Genomic DNA, 15,374 nt, shown 5'->3' with positions numbered 1-15,374 from the left:
GGCGGCCCCGGACGGTTCTCCGTTACTTACCTGTCAGGTGCTCAGGGCGTACCGGAGTCTTGTTGAGCTCCAACCCGGTCGCGTTCCGGATCGCCGCGAGGACGGCCGGAGTGGACGACAGGGTGGGAGCCTCGCCGATGCCGCGCACGCCGTACGGCGCGTTCGGATCGGCCAGTTCGAGGTAGTCGACCGGGATGGTCGGCGTGTCGAGGAGGGTCGGGATCAGGTAGTCCGTGAAGGAGGGGTTGCGCACCTTCGCGGTCTTCGGGTCGACGATGATCTCCTCCATCACCGCCACGCCCAGGCCCTGGGTGGTGCCACCCTGGATCTGGCCGACGACGGAGAGCGGGTTGAGCGCCTTGCCGACGTCCTGGGCGCAGGCCAGTTCGATGACCTTGACCAGGCCGAGCTCGGTGTCGACCTCCACGACCGCGCGGTGCGCCGCGAAGGCGTACTGGACGTGGCCGTTGCCCTGGCCGGTGACGAGGTCGAACGCCTCGGTGGGGCGGTGCCGCCACACCTCCTCGATCTCCACGGCCTCGTCCTCCAGGACGTCCACGATGGTGGCGAGGGCCTCGCCGCCGTCGGTGACGACCTTGCCGCCCTCCAGGAGGAGTTCGGCGGTGGCCCACGCCGGGTGGTACGAGCCGAACTTGCGCCGGCCGATCTCCAGGACCTTCTCGCGGACGAGTCCGCAGGAGTTCTTGATGGCGCCGCCGGTCATGTACGTCTGGCGGCCTGCGGAGGTCGAACCGGCCGAGCCCACCTGGGTGTCGGCGGGGTGGATGGTGACCTGCTGGACGCCGAGCTCGGTGCGGGCGATCTGCGCGTGGATGGTGACACCGCCCTGGCCGACCTCCGCCGCGGCGGTGTGGACGGTCGCGACGGCCTCGCCGTTGATGACCTCGATGCGGATCTTCGCGGTCGAGTAGTCGTCGAAGCCCTCGGAGAAGCCGACGTTCTTGATGCCGACCGCGTAGCCGACGCCTCGGACGACGCCCTCGCCGTGCGTGGTGTTGGAAAGACCGCCCGGCAGCGCGCGGACGTCGGCGCCCTCGCTGGACTCCCACTGGCGCTCGGGCGGCATCGGGCGGGCCTTGACGCGGCGCAGCAGTTCGGCGACCGGCGCGGGCGAGTCGACCGGCTGGCCGGTCGGCATGATCGTGCCCTGCTCCATGGCGTTCTTCTGCCGGAACTCCACCGGGTCCATGCCCAGTTCGGCGGCGACCTTGTCCATCTGGGCCTCGTACGCGAAGCACGCCTGGACCGCGCCGAAGCCACGCATGGCGCCGCAGGGCGGGTTGTTGGTGTAGAGACCGACCGCCTCGATCTCGACGTCGTCGATGACGTACGGGCCGACCGAGAGGGACGCGGCGTTGCCGACGACCGACGGCGTGGACGACATGTAGGCGCCGCCGTCGAGGACGATCTTGCACTTCAGGTGCGTGAGCTTGCCGTCCCTGGTGGCGCCGTGCTCGTAGTAGAGCTTCGCCGGGTGCCGGTGCACGTGCCCGAAGAAGGACTCGTAGCGGTTGTAGACCATCTTCACCGGCTTGCCCGTGCGCAGCGCGAGCACGGAGGCGAGGATCTGCATCGAGATGTCCTCGCGGCCGCCGAACGCGCCGCCGACGCCGGACATCGTCATGCGCACCTTCTCCTCGGGCAGGCCGAGGCACGGGGCGATCTGCTTGAGGTCCGAGTGCAGCCACTGGGTGGCCACGTACAGGTCGACGCCGCCGTCCTCAGCCGGCACCGCGAGGCCGGACTCCGGGCCGAGGAACGCCTGGTCCTGCATGCCGAAGGTGTACTCGCCCTTGACGATGACATCGGCCTTCTTGGCGGCCTCGGCGGCGTTGCCGCGGATGATCGGCTGGCGGTGCACGATGTTCGGGTGCGGGACGTGCCCGGCGTGGTGGTCGCCGCGGTTCTCGTGGACCAGGATCGCGTCCGGGGCGACCGCCGAGACCTCATCGGTGATGACGGGCAGTTCCCGGTATTCGATCTTGATCTTCGCGGCGGCGCGGCGCGCGGTCTCCGGGTGGTCGGCGGCCACGAGGGCGACCGGCTCACCGTGGTGCCGGACCTTGCCGTAGGCGAGAACCGGGGTGTCCTGGAACTCCATGCCGTAGTTCTTCGCGGCCGGCAGGTCGTCGTGCGTCAGGACGGCGTAGACGCCGTCCATCACGAGGGCCTCGGAGGTGTCGATGGACACGATCTCGGCGTGCGCCACCGTGGACCGCAGGATCTGGCCCCACAGCATGTCCTCGTGCCACATGTCCGAGGAGTAGGCGAACTCGCCGGTGACCTTCAGGGTGCCGTCGGGGCGGAGCGTGGACTCGCCGATGCCGCCCTTGGTCTGGGATCCCTGGGTGACGTTCGCGGGGATACCGGTCGTACGTGTGTCGGCCATGGCGTCAGACTCCCTGGCTCGGAACAGTCTCGGACTGGCGCGCGGCGGCGAGACGCACCGCGTCCATGATCTTCTCGTAGCCCGTGCAGCGGCACAGGTTGCCCGACAGCGCCTCGCGGATGTCCGCGTCGCTCGGGTTCGCGTTGCGTTCCAGGAGCTCGTCGGCGTTGACCAGCAGACCCGGCGTGCAGAAGCCGCACTGGACGGCGCCCGCGTCGATGAACGCCTGCTGGATCGGGGAGAGTTCGGCGCCCTCACCGGTCTGCGAGTCGGTGCCCTTGGCGGACCAGTCCTGGGCTTCCTGGAGCGACGTACCGCAGGAGCCGCCCGCCTCGTGGCCGCCGCAGGAGCGGTTCTTGGCGAAGTCGGCGAGGCCCTCGACGGTGACGACCTCGCGGCCCTCCACCTGTCCGGCGGCGACCAGGCACGAACACACCGGCACGCCGTCCAGGCGGACCGTGCACGATCCGCACTCGCCCTGCTCACAGGCGTTCTTGGAGCCGGGCAGGCCGAGCCGCTCGCGCAGCACGTACAGCAGGGACTCGCCCTCCCACACGTCGTCGGCTTCCTGCTTGCGGCCGTTGACCGTGAAATTGACACGCATTACGCGACTCCCTCCGTGCGCGCGGCCTGGCCGCGGTAGGACTCCCAGGCCCAGCTGAGCGTGCGGCGGGCCATGATGCCGACCGCGTGACGGCGGTACGAAGCGGTACCGCGCACGTCGTCGATGGGGTTGCAGGCGGCGGAGCACAGGTCCGCGAACTGCTTGGCGACCGACGGGGTGATGATCTTGCCGTTGTCCCAGAACCCGCCCTCTTCGAGCGCGGCGTTGAGGAACGTCTCGGCGTCCTTGGCCCGTACGGGGGTGGGCGCGGCCGAACCGATGCCGGTGCGGACCGTGCGGGTCTCCGGGTGCAGCGCGATACCGAAGGCGCACACCGCGATGACCATCGCGTTGCGGGTGCCGACCTTGGAGAACTGCTGCGGGCCGTCGGCCTTGGGCAGGTGCACCGCGCGGATCAGCTCGTCCGCCTGGAGTGCGTTGCGCTTGACCCCGAGGTAGAACTCGTCGATCGGGATGAGGCGCACGCCGCGGGCGGCGGACTCGACCTCGACCTCGCAGCCGGCGGCGAGCAGTGCGGGGTGCGCGTCACCGGCCGGGGAGGCGGTGCCGAGGTTGCCGCCGACGCCGCCGCGGTTGCGGATCTGCGGGGAGGCCACGGTGTGCGAGGCCAGGGCCAGGCCCGGCAGCTCGACCCGCAGGTTCTCCATGATCGTGGTGTACGGGACGGAGGCGCCCAGGCGTACGGTCTTCTCCCCGACCTCCCACTCGCCCAGGTCACCGATCCGGTTCAGGTCGAGCAGGTACTCCGGGCGGCGGTGGTCGAAGTTGATCTCGACCATCACGTCCGTACCGCCCGCGATGGGTACAGCGGTAGGGTGCTCTGCCTTGGCGGCGAGCGCCTCCTCCCAGCTGGCGGGGCGAAGGAAGTCCATGGTTGGCCTCTTCTACGAAATCGGGTCGTTCGCTGCTCATGGTCGGGACCTTGGGTCTTCGCCGCCATGGCGCCGTTCATGTCTTGTTAACGCGGTTGGGCATAGTGAACGCGCTGTGGCCCCACCCGGTGCAGTCACCGAAACCATGAAGCGGTTGGCTGGCCACCGTGCCCGTCTTGTAGATTCGAACGAAAGACGAGGGATCAAAACCTCGCGGCATTCCACCGGCAACACGAGACAGCACAGAACGGCGGGCGAGGTCATGCGGCTCCGCGCACTCCTGGACACACACTCTCTGGGCCTGAAGCTCCTCGGGGGCGAGGAGGAGCTGGACCGTACCGTCCGTGGCGTGATGACCACCGACCTGCGGGACCCCAGCCGATACCTCTCCGGAGGGGAACTGGTCCTCACCGGCCTGGCCTGGCGCCGGGAAGCGGAGGACTCCGAACGGTTCGTCCGCATCCTGGCCGCCGCCGGCGTCGCCGGGCTCGCGGCCGGCGAGGCCGAGCTGGGCGCCATCCCCGACGACCTCGTCCTGGCCTGCTCCCGGCACCGGCTGCCACTGTTCTCGGTCGACGAGACGGTCTCGTTCGCCTCGATCACCGAGTACGTGGTCCGGCAGGTCTCCAGCGAGCGGGCCGGCGACCTGGCCGCCGTGGTGGACCGGCACCGGCGGATGATGACCTCCGGACCGGCCGGCGGCGGCCCCGAGGTGGTCCTGGACCTCCTCGGCTCCGACCTGGACCTACGGGCCTGGGTACTCTCCCCCACCGGCCGGCAGATCGCCGGCTCCAGCCTGGCCGGCGCCGGTCCCGAGCTGCCCCCGGAGCTGGGCGCCCGGCTGGCCGGTGAGCACCTGGCGGCCGCCCGCAGCGGCCGCCGCGGCCCGCACCGGATCGCCCTCGGCGGCTCCACCTACTCGCTCTTCCCGATCCGCTACGAGAGCCGTGACCTGCGGCAGACGCTGCTCAGCGACTGGCTGCTGGCGGTCGAGGCGGACGCCGGCGACTGGTCCGAGGAGCGACTGGACCTGCTGCACGGCGTCACCCAGCTGATCGCCGTCGAACGGGACCGCCGGGACGCCTCCCGTACGGTCCGCCGCCGGCTCGCCCAGGAGGTCCTGGAGCTGGTCCAGACGGGTGCGCCGCCGGCCGAGATCGCCGCCCGGCTGCGGGTGGCCGCGCCGGTCCTGCTTCCCGGTCTGGGCGTCGCCCCGCACTGGCAGATCGTGGTGGCCCGGGTCGAGTGGGAGGGCAGCGACGTGCCCGGCGGCCCGGTGGCGCAGAGCCTCCTGGAAGAGGTGCTGGTCGACCCCGGCACGTTCGGCCCCGAGCCGTCGGACCGGATCGCGGTGGCGCACACCGGCGACGAGGCGGTGGCGCTGGTGCCACTGCCCGCCGTCCTTGAGGACTCCACCGACACCGCCACGACGGACGGCCTGCACGCCGAACAGCTGCTGCGCGTCGTCCAGGAACCGCTCGGCCGCGGGCTGGCCGACGACGGCCGGCTGACCGTCGGCGTCAGCGCCTCGGTGCACTCGGCCGAGGGGCTGCGCGGCGCCCTGGAGGAGGCCCGGCACGCCCGCCGGGTCGCGGCCGCCCGCCCCGGCCGGGTCTGCGCCGCCGGCCACGAGGAGTTGGCCTCGCACGTCCTGCTACTGCCGTTCGTCCCCGACGACGTCCGCCGGGCCTTCACCGCCCGGCTCCTGGACCCGCTGCGGGACTACGACCGCCGCCACCGCGCCGAGCTGATCCCCACCCTGGAGGCGTTCCTCGACTGCGACGGCTCCTGGACGCGCTGCGCGACCCGCCTGCACCTGCACGTCAACACCCTCCGCTACCGGGTGGGTCGGATCGAGCAGCTGACCGGCCGCGACCTCTCGCGCCTGGAGGACAAGCTGGACTTCTTCCTCGCGCTGCGGATGAGCTGACCATGAGCTGACGACCCGTCAGGTCGACTGAAGGCCGGGCCCGGTACGGATTCCGTACCGGGCCCGCGCGCGGTGCACGACGACCGCCGGCCGTACGCCGTCCGGGGTCCCCCGTTCGGGGGGCGTCACGTCAACGGCGTTGCCGCACCGGGCGATCGGACCGCCCCGCACCACGGCCGAACCACCGCATACCGGCCACCTGAACCGCCCCGCGCGATTGTGAAATCTTTCACCCACCCCCTTGGCCCGGCGACGGGATTCGTGCTGAGATGCGCCCACAGCATCCTGCATTCCCGTCTCAACGGCGCGCTCGGGGAGGGCACTGTGGCGGATACCGCCATGTCCGGATCCGCGGAACCCGCGGATTCCATGAGGTCCGCGGATCAGGTACCGGTCCCGGCACCACGGCCGGGATCCGCACCGATGGCAGCCAGCCCCGCAGGGGACGATCCCCTGGACCGCGCCGTGTGGCGGCTGCGCTCCCGCGGCTGCTGGCTCGACGCGGCCGCCCTCCTGGAGCCGCACGCGGCCCGGCAGGCGTCCGCCGCCCTGCGCCGCGCCGCACTGCTGGTCGAGCGCTGCATGTTCACCGCCGCCGGCTGGGCCGAGGCCGAGGACGCGCTGCGCACCGCGGAGGCGCTCGCCGGCGACGACGACGAACGCGGCCGCGCCGCCTGCGAACGCGGCCAACTCGCTTACACCTCAACGGTGTTAGGTGTCCGCGACCGGGCCGACGAGGCACGCTCGGCGCTGGGCCGGGCCGCCGCGCTGCTCGCCCCCGGCACCGCCGGCCGCCCGCTGCTGGACTTCCGGCGCGGCCTGATGGCCGAGCACCTCGCCGACAGCCCGGACGCCGCCCGCGCCGCCTACCGCCGCGCGCACGCCGGCGCCACCGCCCACGGTGACGCCCTGTTACTCTCCTTCACCTGGCGCCACCTGGCCGGACTGGCGCTGCGCGACGGGGAGTTGGCGGAGGCCCGGCACGGTTTCGCGGAGTCCCTGCGGATCCGTGAGGAGCTGGGTTTCCTGGTCGGTACCGCACCGGCACTGGCGGCCCTGGCCGACGCCGCCCCGGAGGACGAGGCGGTCCGCCTGCGCACCGAGGCCGCCCGGCTCTTCCGCCTCATGGGCGGCGTCCCCACCTGGCTCGCGAGCCAGCTCCCGCCGCCCCTGCCGGAGGCGACGGCGGAGGCGACGGCTAAGGCGGAGGCGACGGCGGGCCGGAGCCGGCCGGTCCGACCTTGATCCACCAGGCGGGCCCCGGGGTGCGTCCGGCGCCCGGGGCCCGGCGCCGGCCGGCGGGCCGGCCGTCAACCCCCCGACCTCGGCCATGCCGCCCCGCCGGCCGAATGGCCGGATCCGGGCCCTGCCGGCAGCGGATCGGCCGGCCCGCGGCGGCTGCCCCGGGCGGCCGTCCGTCGACCGGTCGGTAGCGCCTCACCCCACCTGCCCCGAGAATGGCCACAAGTCGCACTGCGGCCCGGCGGCGCGGCCTGGATGCTGGTCCGCGACCAGCTTCCCAATGGCAGAGCCTTCAGGAGGCCCACCGTGGCAGGAGTGACCCACACCAGCACCGGAACCGACTGGGGCAAGGCGCATTTTGAGGCGATTTACAACTGCCCTGATCCGCGCCGATACTTCAGCACGCTGCAACCCCTGGAGTACCAGATCCCGCACCACGGCCAGGCGGTGTTCCGCGCGCTGGCCGACACCCTCCAGCGCCACCGCGGCGACCGCCCGCCCTTGCGCGTGGTCGACCTCTGCTGCTCGTACGGGGTCAATGCGGCGCTACTCAATCACGACGTGACCCTGGACGACCTCTACCGCCGCTACACCGCAAGCGGGCCGGACGCCCCCGAGGGCACCCGCCTGGCCCACGCGGACCGGGCCTTCTACGCGGCCCGGCGCCGGCCCGGAGCGGCCCGGGTGACCGGCATCGACGCGGCGGAACACGCGGTCCGCTACGCGGTGGCGGCCGAACTGCTCGACCACGGCTTCGCGGAGAACCTGGAGGCCGATGCCGCCAGCCCGGAGCTGTGCCGGGCACTGGCGGGCACCGACCTGATCACCGTCACCGGCGGCGTCGGCTACATCACCGCACGCACCTTCGCCCGGCTCTTCGACTGCGTCACCGCGCCGCCCTGGGTCGCCGCGTTCGTGCTGCGCACCGTGTCGTACCGGCCGGTCTCCGCACTGCTGGCCCGGGCCGGGCTGGTGACCGAGCGGCTCACCACGCGAACGTTCCGGCAGCGGCGGTTCGCCGACGACGCCGAGCGACGGGCGGCCTTCGAGGCGCTGGCGGCCCGCGGACTGACCGTCGGCGGCAAGGAGGCCGACGGCTTCTACCACGCCGAGCTGTACGTCTCCCGGCCCGCCGCCGACGTCGCGGCGCTGCCGCTCGCGGAGCTGCTGCCCGTCTTCTGATCCCGCCCGGCCGCTCCCCCGACGGCCGCCGCGTCGCCGCGCCGTCTCAGTACCGGGCCGTCTCAGTGCCGGTGCCGGGCCGCCGACAGGTGCGTGCGGGCGATCCGTTCGACGACCGCGTGCTCCTGGGCGATCAGCGCGTCGAGCAGGGCGGTGTGCTCGGAGGCGTCGGCCAGCAGATCGGCCGTGCGGGGCCGTCCGCCGCCGCCCGCCGACCACTGTGCGCGGCGCAGCAGATCACCGGTGACCTGGGTGAGCCGTCGGTTCCCGGTGAGCGCGATCAGCGCCTGATGGAAGGCGTGGTCGGCCTCGGCGTACCCGGCCCGGTCGCCCCGGGCGGCGGCCGCCACTCCGTCCTCGGCCAGCGGGCGCAGCTCCTCCCAGCGCTCCGCGGGCACCGCCCGGGCCAGCCGGAGGACCGCGGGCAGCTCCAGCATGGTGCGGACCTCACAGAGCTCGGCGAGGTCGCGGGAGCTGCGCTCGCAGACCCGGAAGCCGCGGTTGGGCGCGACCTCGACGGCTCCCTCCCCGGCGAGCTGCTGCATGGCCTCACGGACCGGGGTCGCGGAGACGCCGTACTGCTCGGCGAGGGCCGGTGCGGAGTAGACCTCGCCGGGGAGCAGTTCCCCGGCGGTCAGCGCCCGGCGCAGGGCGTCCAGGACCTGGCCGCGCACCGAGTGCCGGCGCGGCCGCGGTCGGGGCGGCCGGGCGCAGGGCGCGGCCGCCGCCGGGGCGCCGTCGCGGTCCCGGGCGCCGTACGGCTCGGCGGAGGCGGCCTGCGCGGGCAGCCACATCCGGGTCTCCGGCTGCGGCTCCGCTGTGCCCTGCTCCATGACGCTTCCTCCTGCTGACGGCTGCCAGCACCATAAGCGTCCGCAGCGTCGGTTCACACCTCCGCCGGCACGGGTAGGGATTTCGGATAAGGTAAGCCTTACCTGCCAACGATCGCGATTCGGTGGTCTCCCGCATGCCTCCTGCCGTTGCTGCCGCGCCCGCCGCCCCCGCCGTCCCCCACCCCGCCGGGGACGCCTACGCCCGGCTCGCCGAGGTGTTCCCGGACCTGCGGGTGACGCTCTGGGACCCGACTCCGCCCGAGGGCGACGGCTGGCTGGACGCGGCCGCGCTGGCCGCGGCCGGGCCGGCGCTGGACGCCTTCCTCGCCGACGAGGCGGCCCGGATCGCCCGGGACTACGGACAGGCCGCCCGCCCCGACGTGGTCGCGAGCTTCGCGCTGCACCGCTACGCCTGGCCGGCCTGCCTGCTGATCACCGTCCCGTGGTTCCTGCACCGCCGGGTGCCGCACCTGTCCGCGGGGGACGTCCGCTTCCACCGCGAGCTGGGCCGGATGGCGGTACGCACGAACTCTTTCGGATGCCTCCCGGACGACCCGGCGGCCGCCCTGCCCGGCGCCCGGGTGGTGCCGGACGAAGAGGCCCTGCGCGCCGAGGTCCGCACCGCGGTCGCCGACCACCTGCGGCCCGTCCTGGACGGCTTCCGCACCCGCATGCGGCGCGGCCCGCGGGCGCTGTGGGGCATGGCGTCCGACGAGATCGTGGAGGGGCTCTGGTACATCGGGCACCTGTTGGGCGAGGAGCGGCGGGCGGTGACCGAGCTGGCGCGGCTGCTGCCGGGCGCCACCGCGCCGTACGCGGCCGGCGCCGGGTTCCGCGAGCTGACCGGGCCGGACGGCGCCGCCCTGCCCACCCGGGACCGGGCCAGCTGCTGCATGTACTACACCCTGCGCCCCGAGGACACCTGCGTCACCTGCCCGCGCACCTGCGACACGGGGCGCATCAGCCGCCTCACCGCAACCTCCTGACCCGTCCGCCACCCACACGGGTGACCGCGTCTCGCACACAACCACCCCGCACAGCAAGGCAGTTCGAACTCCGGGTCAGGCAACTGCCCACCCCGGCACCCCTTGGCGTTCTCTTGCTCCGAAACCCCGTGCGGCCAGGGCCGGTTCCGCCAGGATGGCGCGCGCACTCGCGAACCCGCGAACGTGCCGCAACCTGAGCAAGGGGTCCCGGAATGAGAATGACCGATATATCGCTGAACTGGCTTGTTCCGACGTTTCTGCTGCTCGCCGGGGCCATGACCACCGCCGTCGTCGTGCGGCGCGGCCGCCGCGCGGACCGGCGGGCCGGCGCCGACGACTCCTGGGAACGCAGCGAGGAGCGCCGCCGCCGCAAGGAGACCGTCTTCGCCTCGGCCTCCTACGTGCTGCTGTTCTGCTGCGCCGCGGTGGCCGCGGCGCTGTCCTTCCACGGCCTGGTCGGCTTCGGCGTGCAGAACCTCGGCCTCACCGGGGGCTGGGAGTACCTGGTGCCGTTCGGGCTCGACGGCGCGGCGATGTTCTGCTCCGTCCTGGCGGTGCGCGAGGCCAGTCACGGCGACGCGGCACTCGGCTCCCGGATGCTGGTGTGGACGTTCGCCGGCGCCGCCGCGTGGTTCAACTGGGTGCACGCCCCGCGCGGCCTGGACCACGCCGGCGCGCCGCAGTTCTTCGCCGGGATGTCGCTGTCGGCGGCGGTCCTCTTCGACCGGGCGCTGAAGCAGACCCGCCGGGCGGCGCTGCGCGAACAGGGCCTGGTGCCCCGCCCGCTGCCGCAGATCCGGATCGTGCGGTGGCTGCGGGCGCCCCGCGAGACCTTCGCGGCCTGGTCGCTGATGCTGCTGGAAGGCGTCCGCACGCTGGACGAGGCGGTCGAGGAGGTCCGCGAGGACAAGCGGGAGAAGGCCCAGAGCCGGCTCCGCAGGCGGGAGCAGGGCAAGCTCGACCGGGCCCGCATCAAGGCCCTCAACCGGCAGCACCGCTCGTGGGGCAGGAGTCGCGGACGTCAGATCGCCGTCACGATGGGCGCACCGGCGGTACCCGCGGCAGCCACCGCGGAGGCCGCCCCGCCCGCCGGTCCGGATGCCCCCGGACCGGCCGACCCGGCGGCGCTGCACCACGGCGACCCGACCAAACGGCCCCGGCCGGCCCTCAAGGCCGTGACCGGCGCCGAGCCCGAAGGGGCCGTGCCCGGCCGTCACGGCTCCGTCGACCTCACCGCCGAGGACGACACCCAGACGACCCCCCGGCTGGACTCCCTGGAGGAGAAACTCGCCGAGATCGAACGGCAATTCGGCTGACCTTTGGCGGACCGCGCCGACCCACACCCCCGGCTTCGCGTCAGGCCGGTCCGCCGCCCAACTCGAACCACACGCACTTGCCGACCCCTTCGGACCGGATGCCCCATGCGTCCGCCAGGGCCCGGACCAGCGTCAACCCCCGCCCCGACGTCCCGTCGACCGACGGCTCACGCGGCTCGGGACATCGCGCGGCGAAGTCCCGCACCTCCACCCGCAGTCGGTCGGTGACCCGTGCCGTCACCACCGCTCCGCCCTCGGTGTGCAGCAGGGCGTTGGTCACCAACTCGCTGGTCAGCAGCGCCGCCACTTCCGGATCCGCCGGTGCCCCGCCGTCCGGCGGCGCCCAGCGGCCGAGTAACTCCCGCAGCTCCCTGCGGACCTCGCCGACGGCCTGGAGATCGGCCTGTCGCACCTTCCGTTCCAGCACGCCGGGTGCCCGCACCGCGACCGCCCCGTGCTCGCTCCCCCCGTCCGCTCGCTGCCGTCTGTTCCGGTCCTCGCGTCGCACAGGCTGACGCATGCTCTCCCCCGCCCCCAACGAACCACCAGCGCTCTGCCTCGAACAGCCTCACGGTCAGCATTCCCATCGGGCCCGCCGCCATGCTTCCGCTTGCCGGCCACGGCCGGGCGGCCGGCACCGCGGGCCGGCGGGGCGGTCTGCGGCACCCCCGCGGAACGGGCCCCGACGGGCCGAGGTGGGTATACGTTCCGCGACCGCCCGGAGCGGACCGGTCCGCGGGCCGGCGCCGGACCCGCGTGCCGTACGAGCGTGAGGAGCCGCTGTGCACGACGACCGACTGCTGGTGGAGGGGCGCCTCACGCGGGCGCTCAAGCAGCACATCCGGCCCGCGCAGTACGCGGCGCGGCGGCCGCTGCGGCTGGAGGTGTGGCACGTACCGGGCGAACCGCGGCCGGCGGCCGAGGCGCTGGCGGGCATGTACGAGCCGTTCGCGGTCGGGGACGTCTGGGGGCCGCCGTGGTCGACCAGTTGGTTCCGGCTGGCCGGTGAGGTGCCCGCGGAGTGGGCCGGGCGCCGGGTGGAGGCCGTCATCGACCCGGGCTTCACCGGCGACGGGCCGGGCTTCCAGGCGGAGGGGCTGGTCCACGACGCCGCCGGCGTGCCGCTGAAGGGCATCCACCCGCGCAACCGGCACGTTCCCGTCGCCGCCCCGGCGCGCGGCGGCGAGGAGGTCCGGCTGCTGCTGGAGGCCGCCGCCAACCCCGCCGTACTGCGGGACTTCCGGCCCACCGACCTCGGGGACGTCCGCACCGCCCCGCGCCGGCCGCTCTACCGCTTCGCGGCGGCCGACCTCGCGGTGCTCGACGAGACCGTCTGGCAGTTGGTCCTCGACATCGAGGTGCTGTCGGAGCTGATGCACGAGCTGCCCACCGACCGCCCCCGCCGGCACGGCATCCTGCGGGCGCTGGAGGACCTGCTGGACGCGCTCGACCTGCACGACGTCGCCGGAACGGCGGCCGCGGCCCGGGCCGCCCTAGTGGACGTCCTCGGCCATCCGGCCGCGGCCAGCGCGCACCGGGTCTCGGCCACCGGGCACGCGCATATCGACTCCGCCTGGCTCTGGCCGCTGCGCGAGACCGTCCGCAAGGCGACCCGCACCTTCGCCAACGTCACCCAACTCGCCACCGAATACCCGGAGTTGGTGTTCTCCTGCTCGCAGGCGCAGCAGTACGCCTGGGTGCGGGACCACCAGCCGCAGCTCTGGACCCGCATCAAGGAGGCGGTGCGGAACGGGAACTGGGTGCCGGTGGGCTCGATGTGGGTGGAGTCCGACGCCAACCTGCCCGGCGGTGAGGCGCTGGCCCGGCAGCTGGTGCACGGCAAGCGGTTCTTCCTGGAGGAACTGGGCGTCGAGACCGAGGAGATCTGGCTGCCCGACTCCTTCGGGTACACCGCCGCCTTCCCGCAGCTGGCTCGACTGGCCGGCGCGAAGTGGTTCCTCACCCAGAAGCTCTCCTGGAACCAGACCGACCGGATGCCGCACCACACCTTCTGGTGGGAGGGCATCGACGGGACCCGGGTCTTCACCCATTTCCCACCCGTCGACACCTACAACTCCCAGCTCCACGGTCGCGAACTCGCCCACGCGGAACGGAACTTCGCCGAGCAGGGCCGGGCCACCCGCTCCCTGGTGCCGTTCGGCTGGGGCGACGGCGGCGGCGGACCCACCCGCGAGATGCTGGAGCGGGCCCGCCGACTGCGGTCCCTGGAGGGCTCCCCGCGCGTGACGGTCGAACCGCCGGCCCGCTTCTTCGAGGCCGCACACGAGGAGTACGGGGCGAGGGCCCCGGTCTGGTCCGGTGAGCTCTACCTCCAGTTCCACCGCGGCACCTACACCTCGCAGGCCAAGACCAAGCAGGGCAACCGGCGCTGCGAGCACCTGCTGCGGGAGGCCGAACTGTGGGCCGCGACCGCGGCCGTCCGGACCGCCGGGGCGGCCGGCGGTCCCGCGTACCGCTATCCGTACGAGGCGCTGGACCGCCTCTGGAAGACCGTGCTGCTGCACCAGTTCCACGACATCCTGCCGGGCTCGTCGATCGCCTGGGTGCACCGCGAGGCCCGCGACACCTACGCGGCGGTGACGGCCGAACTGACCACACTGACCGAGGAGGCCCTCGCCGCCCTCGCGACCGGGGCGGGGGAACCGGTGGCGGCCGGCCTCGCGGTCTTCAACGCCTCGCCCTACGACCGCCACGAGATCGTCGAACTGCCCGCCGACGAGGGCGCCGGCACCGCGGACCCGACCTCCGTCGCCGTGCACGTTCCCGCCCTCGGCTCCGCCCCGCTCTCTGGGCCCGGCACCGTTGCGCAAGCGCTCGGCTCCTCCCCCGCGCCCGGGGCCGAGCCCGCACCGGCCCCCGTGCGCGCCACCGCCGACGCCCGCCACCTCACCCTCGACAACGGGCGCCTACGGGTCCGCATCGACGCCGACGGCCTGCTGGCCTCCGTACGCGATCTGACCGCCGGCCGGGAAGTCCTGGCACCCGGCGCCCGCGGCAACCTCCTCCAGCTCCACCCCGACCACCCCAACCAGTACGACGCATGGGACCTCGACCGGCACTACCGCCACCGGCACACCGACCTCACCGCCGCCGACTCCGTCGAACTCCTCGCCACCGGACCGCTTACCGCGACCGTGCGGGTCACCCGCACCTTCGGCGCCTCCCACGTCACCCAGGACCTGACCCTGCACGCCGGATCGCGCCGGCTGGACATCACCACCGACATCGACTGGCACGAGTCGGAGAAGGTCCTCAAGGCGGCGTTCCCGCTGGACGTGCACGCCGAACAGTCCACCGCCGAGATCCAGTTCGGCCACGTCCACCGCCCCACCCACACCAACACCAGCTGGGACGCGGCCCGCTTCGAGATCTGCGCCCACCGCTGGCTCAAGGTCGCCGAACCCGGCTACGGCGTCGCCCTCCTCAACGACTCCACCTACGGACACGACGTCACCCGCTCCCCCCACGAGGAGGGCCTCGGCACCACCGTCCGGCTCACCCTGCTGCGCGCCCCGCACAGCCCGGACCCGGAGACCGACCAGGGCACCCACCGCTTCCGCTACGCCCTGCTGCCCGGCGCCGGGACGGGCGACGCCGTCGCCGGCGGCCTGGCCCTCAACCTGCCGCTCCGCACCGCCCCCGGCACTCCGCACGCCGCCCCCCTGGTGCGCGTCGACCACCCCGCCCTCACCATCGAGTCGGTCAAACTCGCCGACGACCGCAGCGGCGACGTCATCGTCCGCCTCTACGAGTCCCACGGCGGCCGGGCCACCGGCACCCTCTCCCCCGGCTTCCCCGTCGCCCACGCCACCGGCACCGACCTGCTGGAACGCCCGATCCGGGACGAGGAGGAGGGCCCGACCTCGGACCTGACGCTCACCCTGCGCCCGTTCCAGATCCGCACCCTCCGGCTCCGGCCCCAGCACCCGCCGGCGCCACCGGCCTGATCGACCCGTC

At 73.5% G+C, this 15,374-nt stretch carries 11 protein-coding genes; 6 read left to right on the top strand and 5 right to left on the bottom strand.

What is annotated here, in order from left to right:
• Nucleotides 1-22: 22 nt before the first annotated feature.
• From ACO0M4_RS06840 to ACO0M4_RS06830, 3 genes are read right to left on the bottom strand one after another with little or no spacing between them, the layout of a single operon-like run.
• Nucleotides 23-2,410: a xanthine dehydrogenase family protein molybdopterin-binding subunit gene (locus tag ACO0M4_RS06840; protein WP_430368790.1), complete on the bottom strand. Its 2,388-nt coding sequence runs from the start codon at nucleotides 2,408-2,410 to the stop codon at nucleotides 23-25.
• 4 nt (nucleotides 2,411-2,414) lie between these two features.
• Complete coding sequence (locus tag ACO0M4_RS06835; protein WP_430368789.1) at nucleotides 2,415-3,014, bottom strand: (2Fe-2S)-binding protein; 600 nt, start codon at nucleotides 3,012-3,014, stop codon at nucleotides 2,415-2,417.
• Nucleotides 3,014-3,907, bottom strand: a complete 894-nt coding sequence (locus ACO0M4_RS06830; RefSeq protein WP_430368788.1) for an FAD binding domain-containing protein — start codon at nucleotides 3,905-3,907, stop codon at nucleotides 3,014-3,016. The genes ACO0M4_RS06835 and ACO0M4_RS06830 overlap by 1 nt, the downstream gene beginning before the upstream one ends.
• 262 nt (nucleotides 3,908-4,169) lie before the next feature.
• Here ACO0M4_RS06830 and ACO0M4_RS06825 point away from each other — a divergent pair, with 262 nt between their 5' ends.
• The 3 genes from ACO0M4_RS06825 to ACO0M4_RS06815 all read left to right on the top strand — a co-directional run bounded on the left by ACO0M4_RS06825 (nucleotide 4,170) and on the right by ACO0M4_RS06815 (nucleotide 8,261).
• Complete coding sequence (locus ACO0M4_RS06825; RefSeq protein WP_430368787.1) at nucleotides 4,170-5,837, top strand: PucR family transcriptional regulator; 1,668 nt, start codon at nucleotides 4,170-4,172, stop codon at nucleotides 5,835-5,837.
• A gap of 369 nt (nucleotides 5,838-6,206) precedes the next feature.
• Nucleotides 6,207-7,082 (top strand): hypothetical protein, encoded by an 876-nt coding sequence (locus ACO0M4_RS06820; RefSeq protein WP_430368785.1) that lies wholly within the window; start codon nucleotides 6,207-6,209, stop codon nucleotides 7,080-7,082.
• Nucleotides 7,083-7,394: 312 nt separating this feature from the next.
• The gene (locus ACO0M4_RS06815; RefSeq protein ID WP_430371279.1) at nucleotides 7,395-8,261 is read left to right on the top strand and encodes a hypothetical protein; all 867 of its coding nucleotides are present in this window, start codon (nucleotides 7,395-7,397) and stop codon (nucleotides 8,259-8,261) included.
• 62 nt (nucleotides 8,262-8,323) lie between these two features.
• On the opposite strand, the gene ACO0M4_RS06810 is transcribed toward ACO0M4_RS06815, so the two are convergent.
• The gene (locus ACO0M4_RS06810; protein WP_430368784.1) at nucleotides 8,324-9,094 is read right to left on the bottom strand and encodes a GntR family transcriptional regulator; all 771 of its coding nucleotides are present in this window, start codon (nucleotides 9,092-9,094) and stop codon (nucleotides 8,324-8,326) included.
• 134 nt (nucleotides 9,095-9,228) lie between these two features.
• Between ACO0M4_RS06810 and ACO0M4_RS06805 the strand changes: the two genes are divergently transcribed.
• Nucleotides 9,229-10,080: a (2Fe-2S)-binding protein gene (locus tag ACO0M4_RS06805; RefSeq protein ID WP_430368783.1), complete on the top strand. Its 852-nt coding sequence runs from the start codon at nucleotides 9,229-9,231 to the stop codon at nucleotides 10,078-10,080.
• A gap of 212 nt (nucleotides 10,081-10,292) precedes the next feature.
• Nucleotides 10,293-11,396 carry a DUF2637 domain-containing protein gene (locus tag ACO0M4_RS06800; RefSeq protein WP_430368782.1) on the top strand — a complete coding sequence of 368 codons (1,104 nt, stop codon included), beginning with the start codon at nucleotides 10,293-10,295 and terminating at the stop codon, nucleotides 11,394-11,396.
• Between the two features lie 40 nt (nucleotides 11,397-11,436).
• On the opposite strand, the gene ACO0M4_RS06795 is transcribed toward ACO0M4_RS06800, so the two are convergent.
• Complete coding sequence (locus ACO0M4_RS06795) at nucleotides 11,437-11,820, bottom strand: ATP-binding protein (protein ID WP_430371278.1); 384 nt, start codon at nucleotides 11,818-11,820, stop codon at nucleotides 11,437-11,439.
• Nucleotides 11,821-12,178: 358 nt separating this feature from the next.
• On the opposite strand from ACO0M4_RS06795, the gene ACO0M4_RS06790 reads away from it, so the two are divergent.
• Nucleotides 12,179-15,364 (top strand): alpha-mannosidase, encoded by a 3,186-nt coding sequence (locus tag ACO0M4_RS06790; RefSeq protein WP_430368781.1) that lies wholly within the window; start codon nucleotides 12,179-12,181, stop codon nucleotides 15,362-15,364.
• The last annotated feature ends 10 nt before the right edge of the window (nucleotides 15,365-15,374 follow it).

Origin of the sequence: Streptomyces sp. RGM 3693 (genome assembly GCF_050471125.1) — a bacterium.
GTDB lineage: Bacteria > Actinomycetota > Actinomycetes > Streptomycetales > Streptomycetaceae > Streptomyces.
The sequence above is the reverse complement of the archived record's forward strand: the minus strand, read 5'-3'. Positions and strand labels throughout refer to the sequence as shown.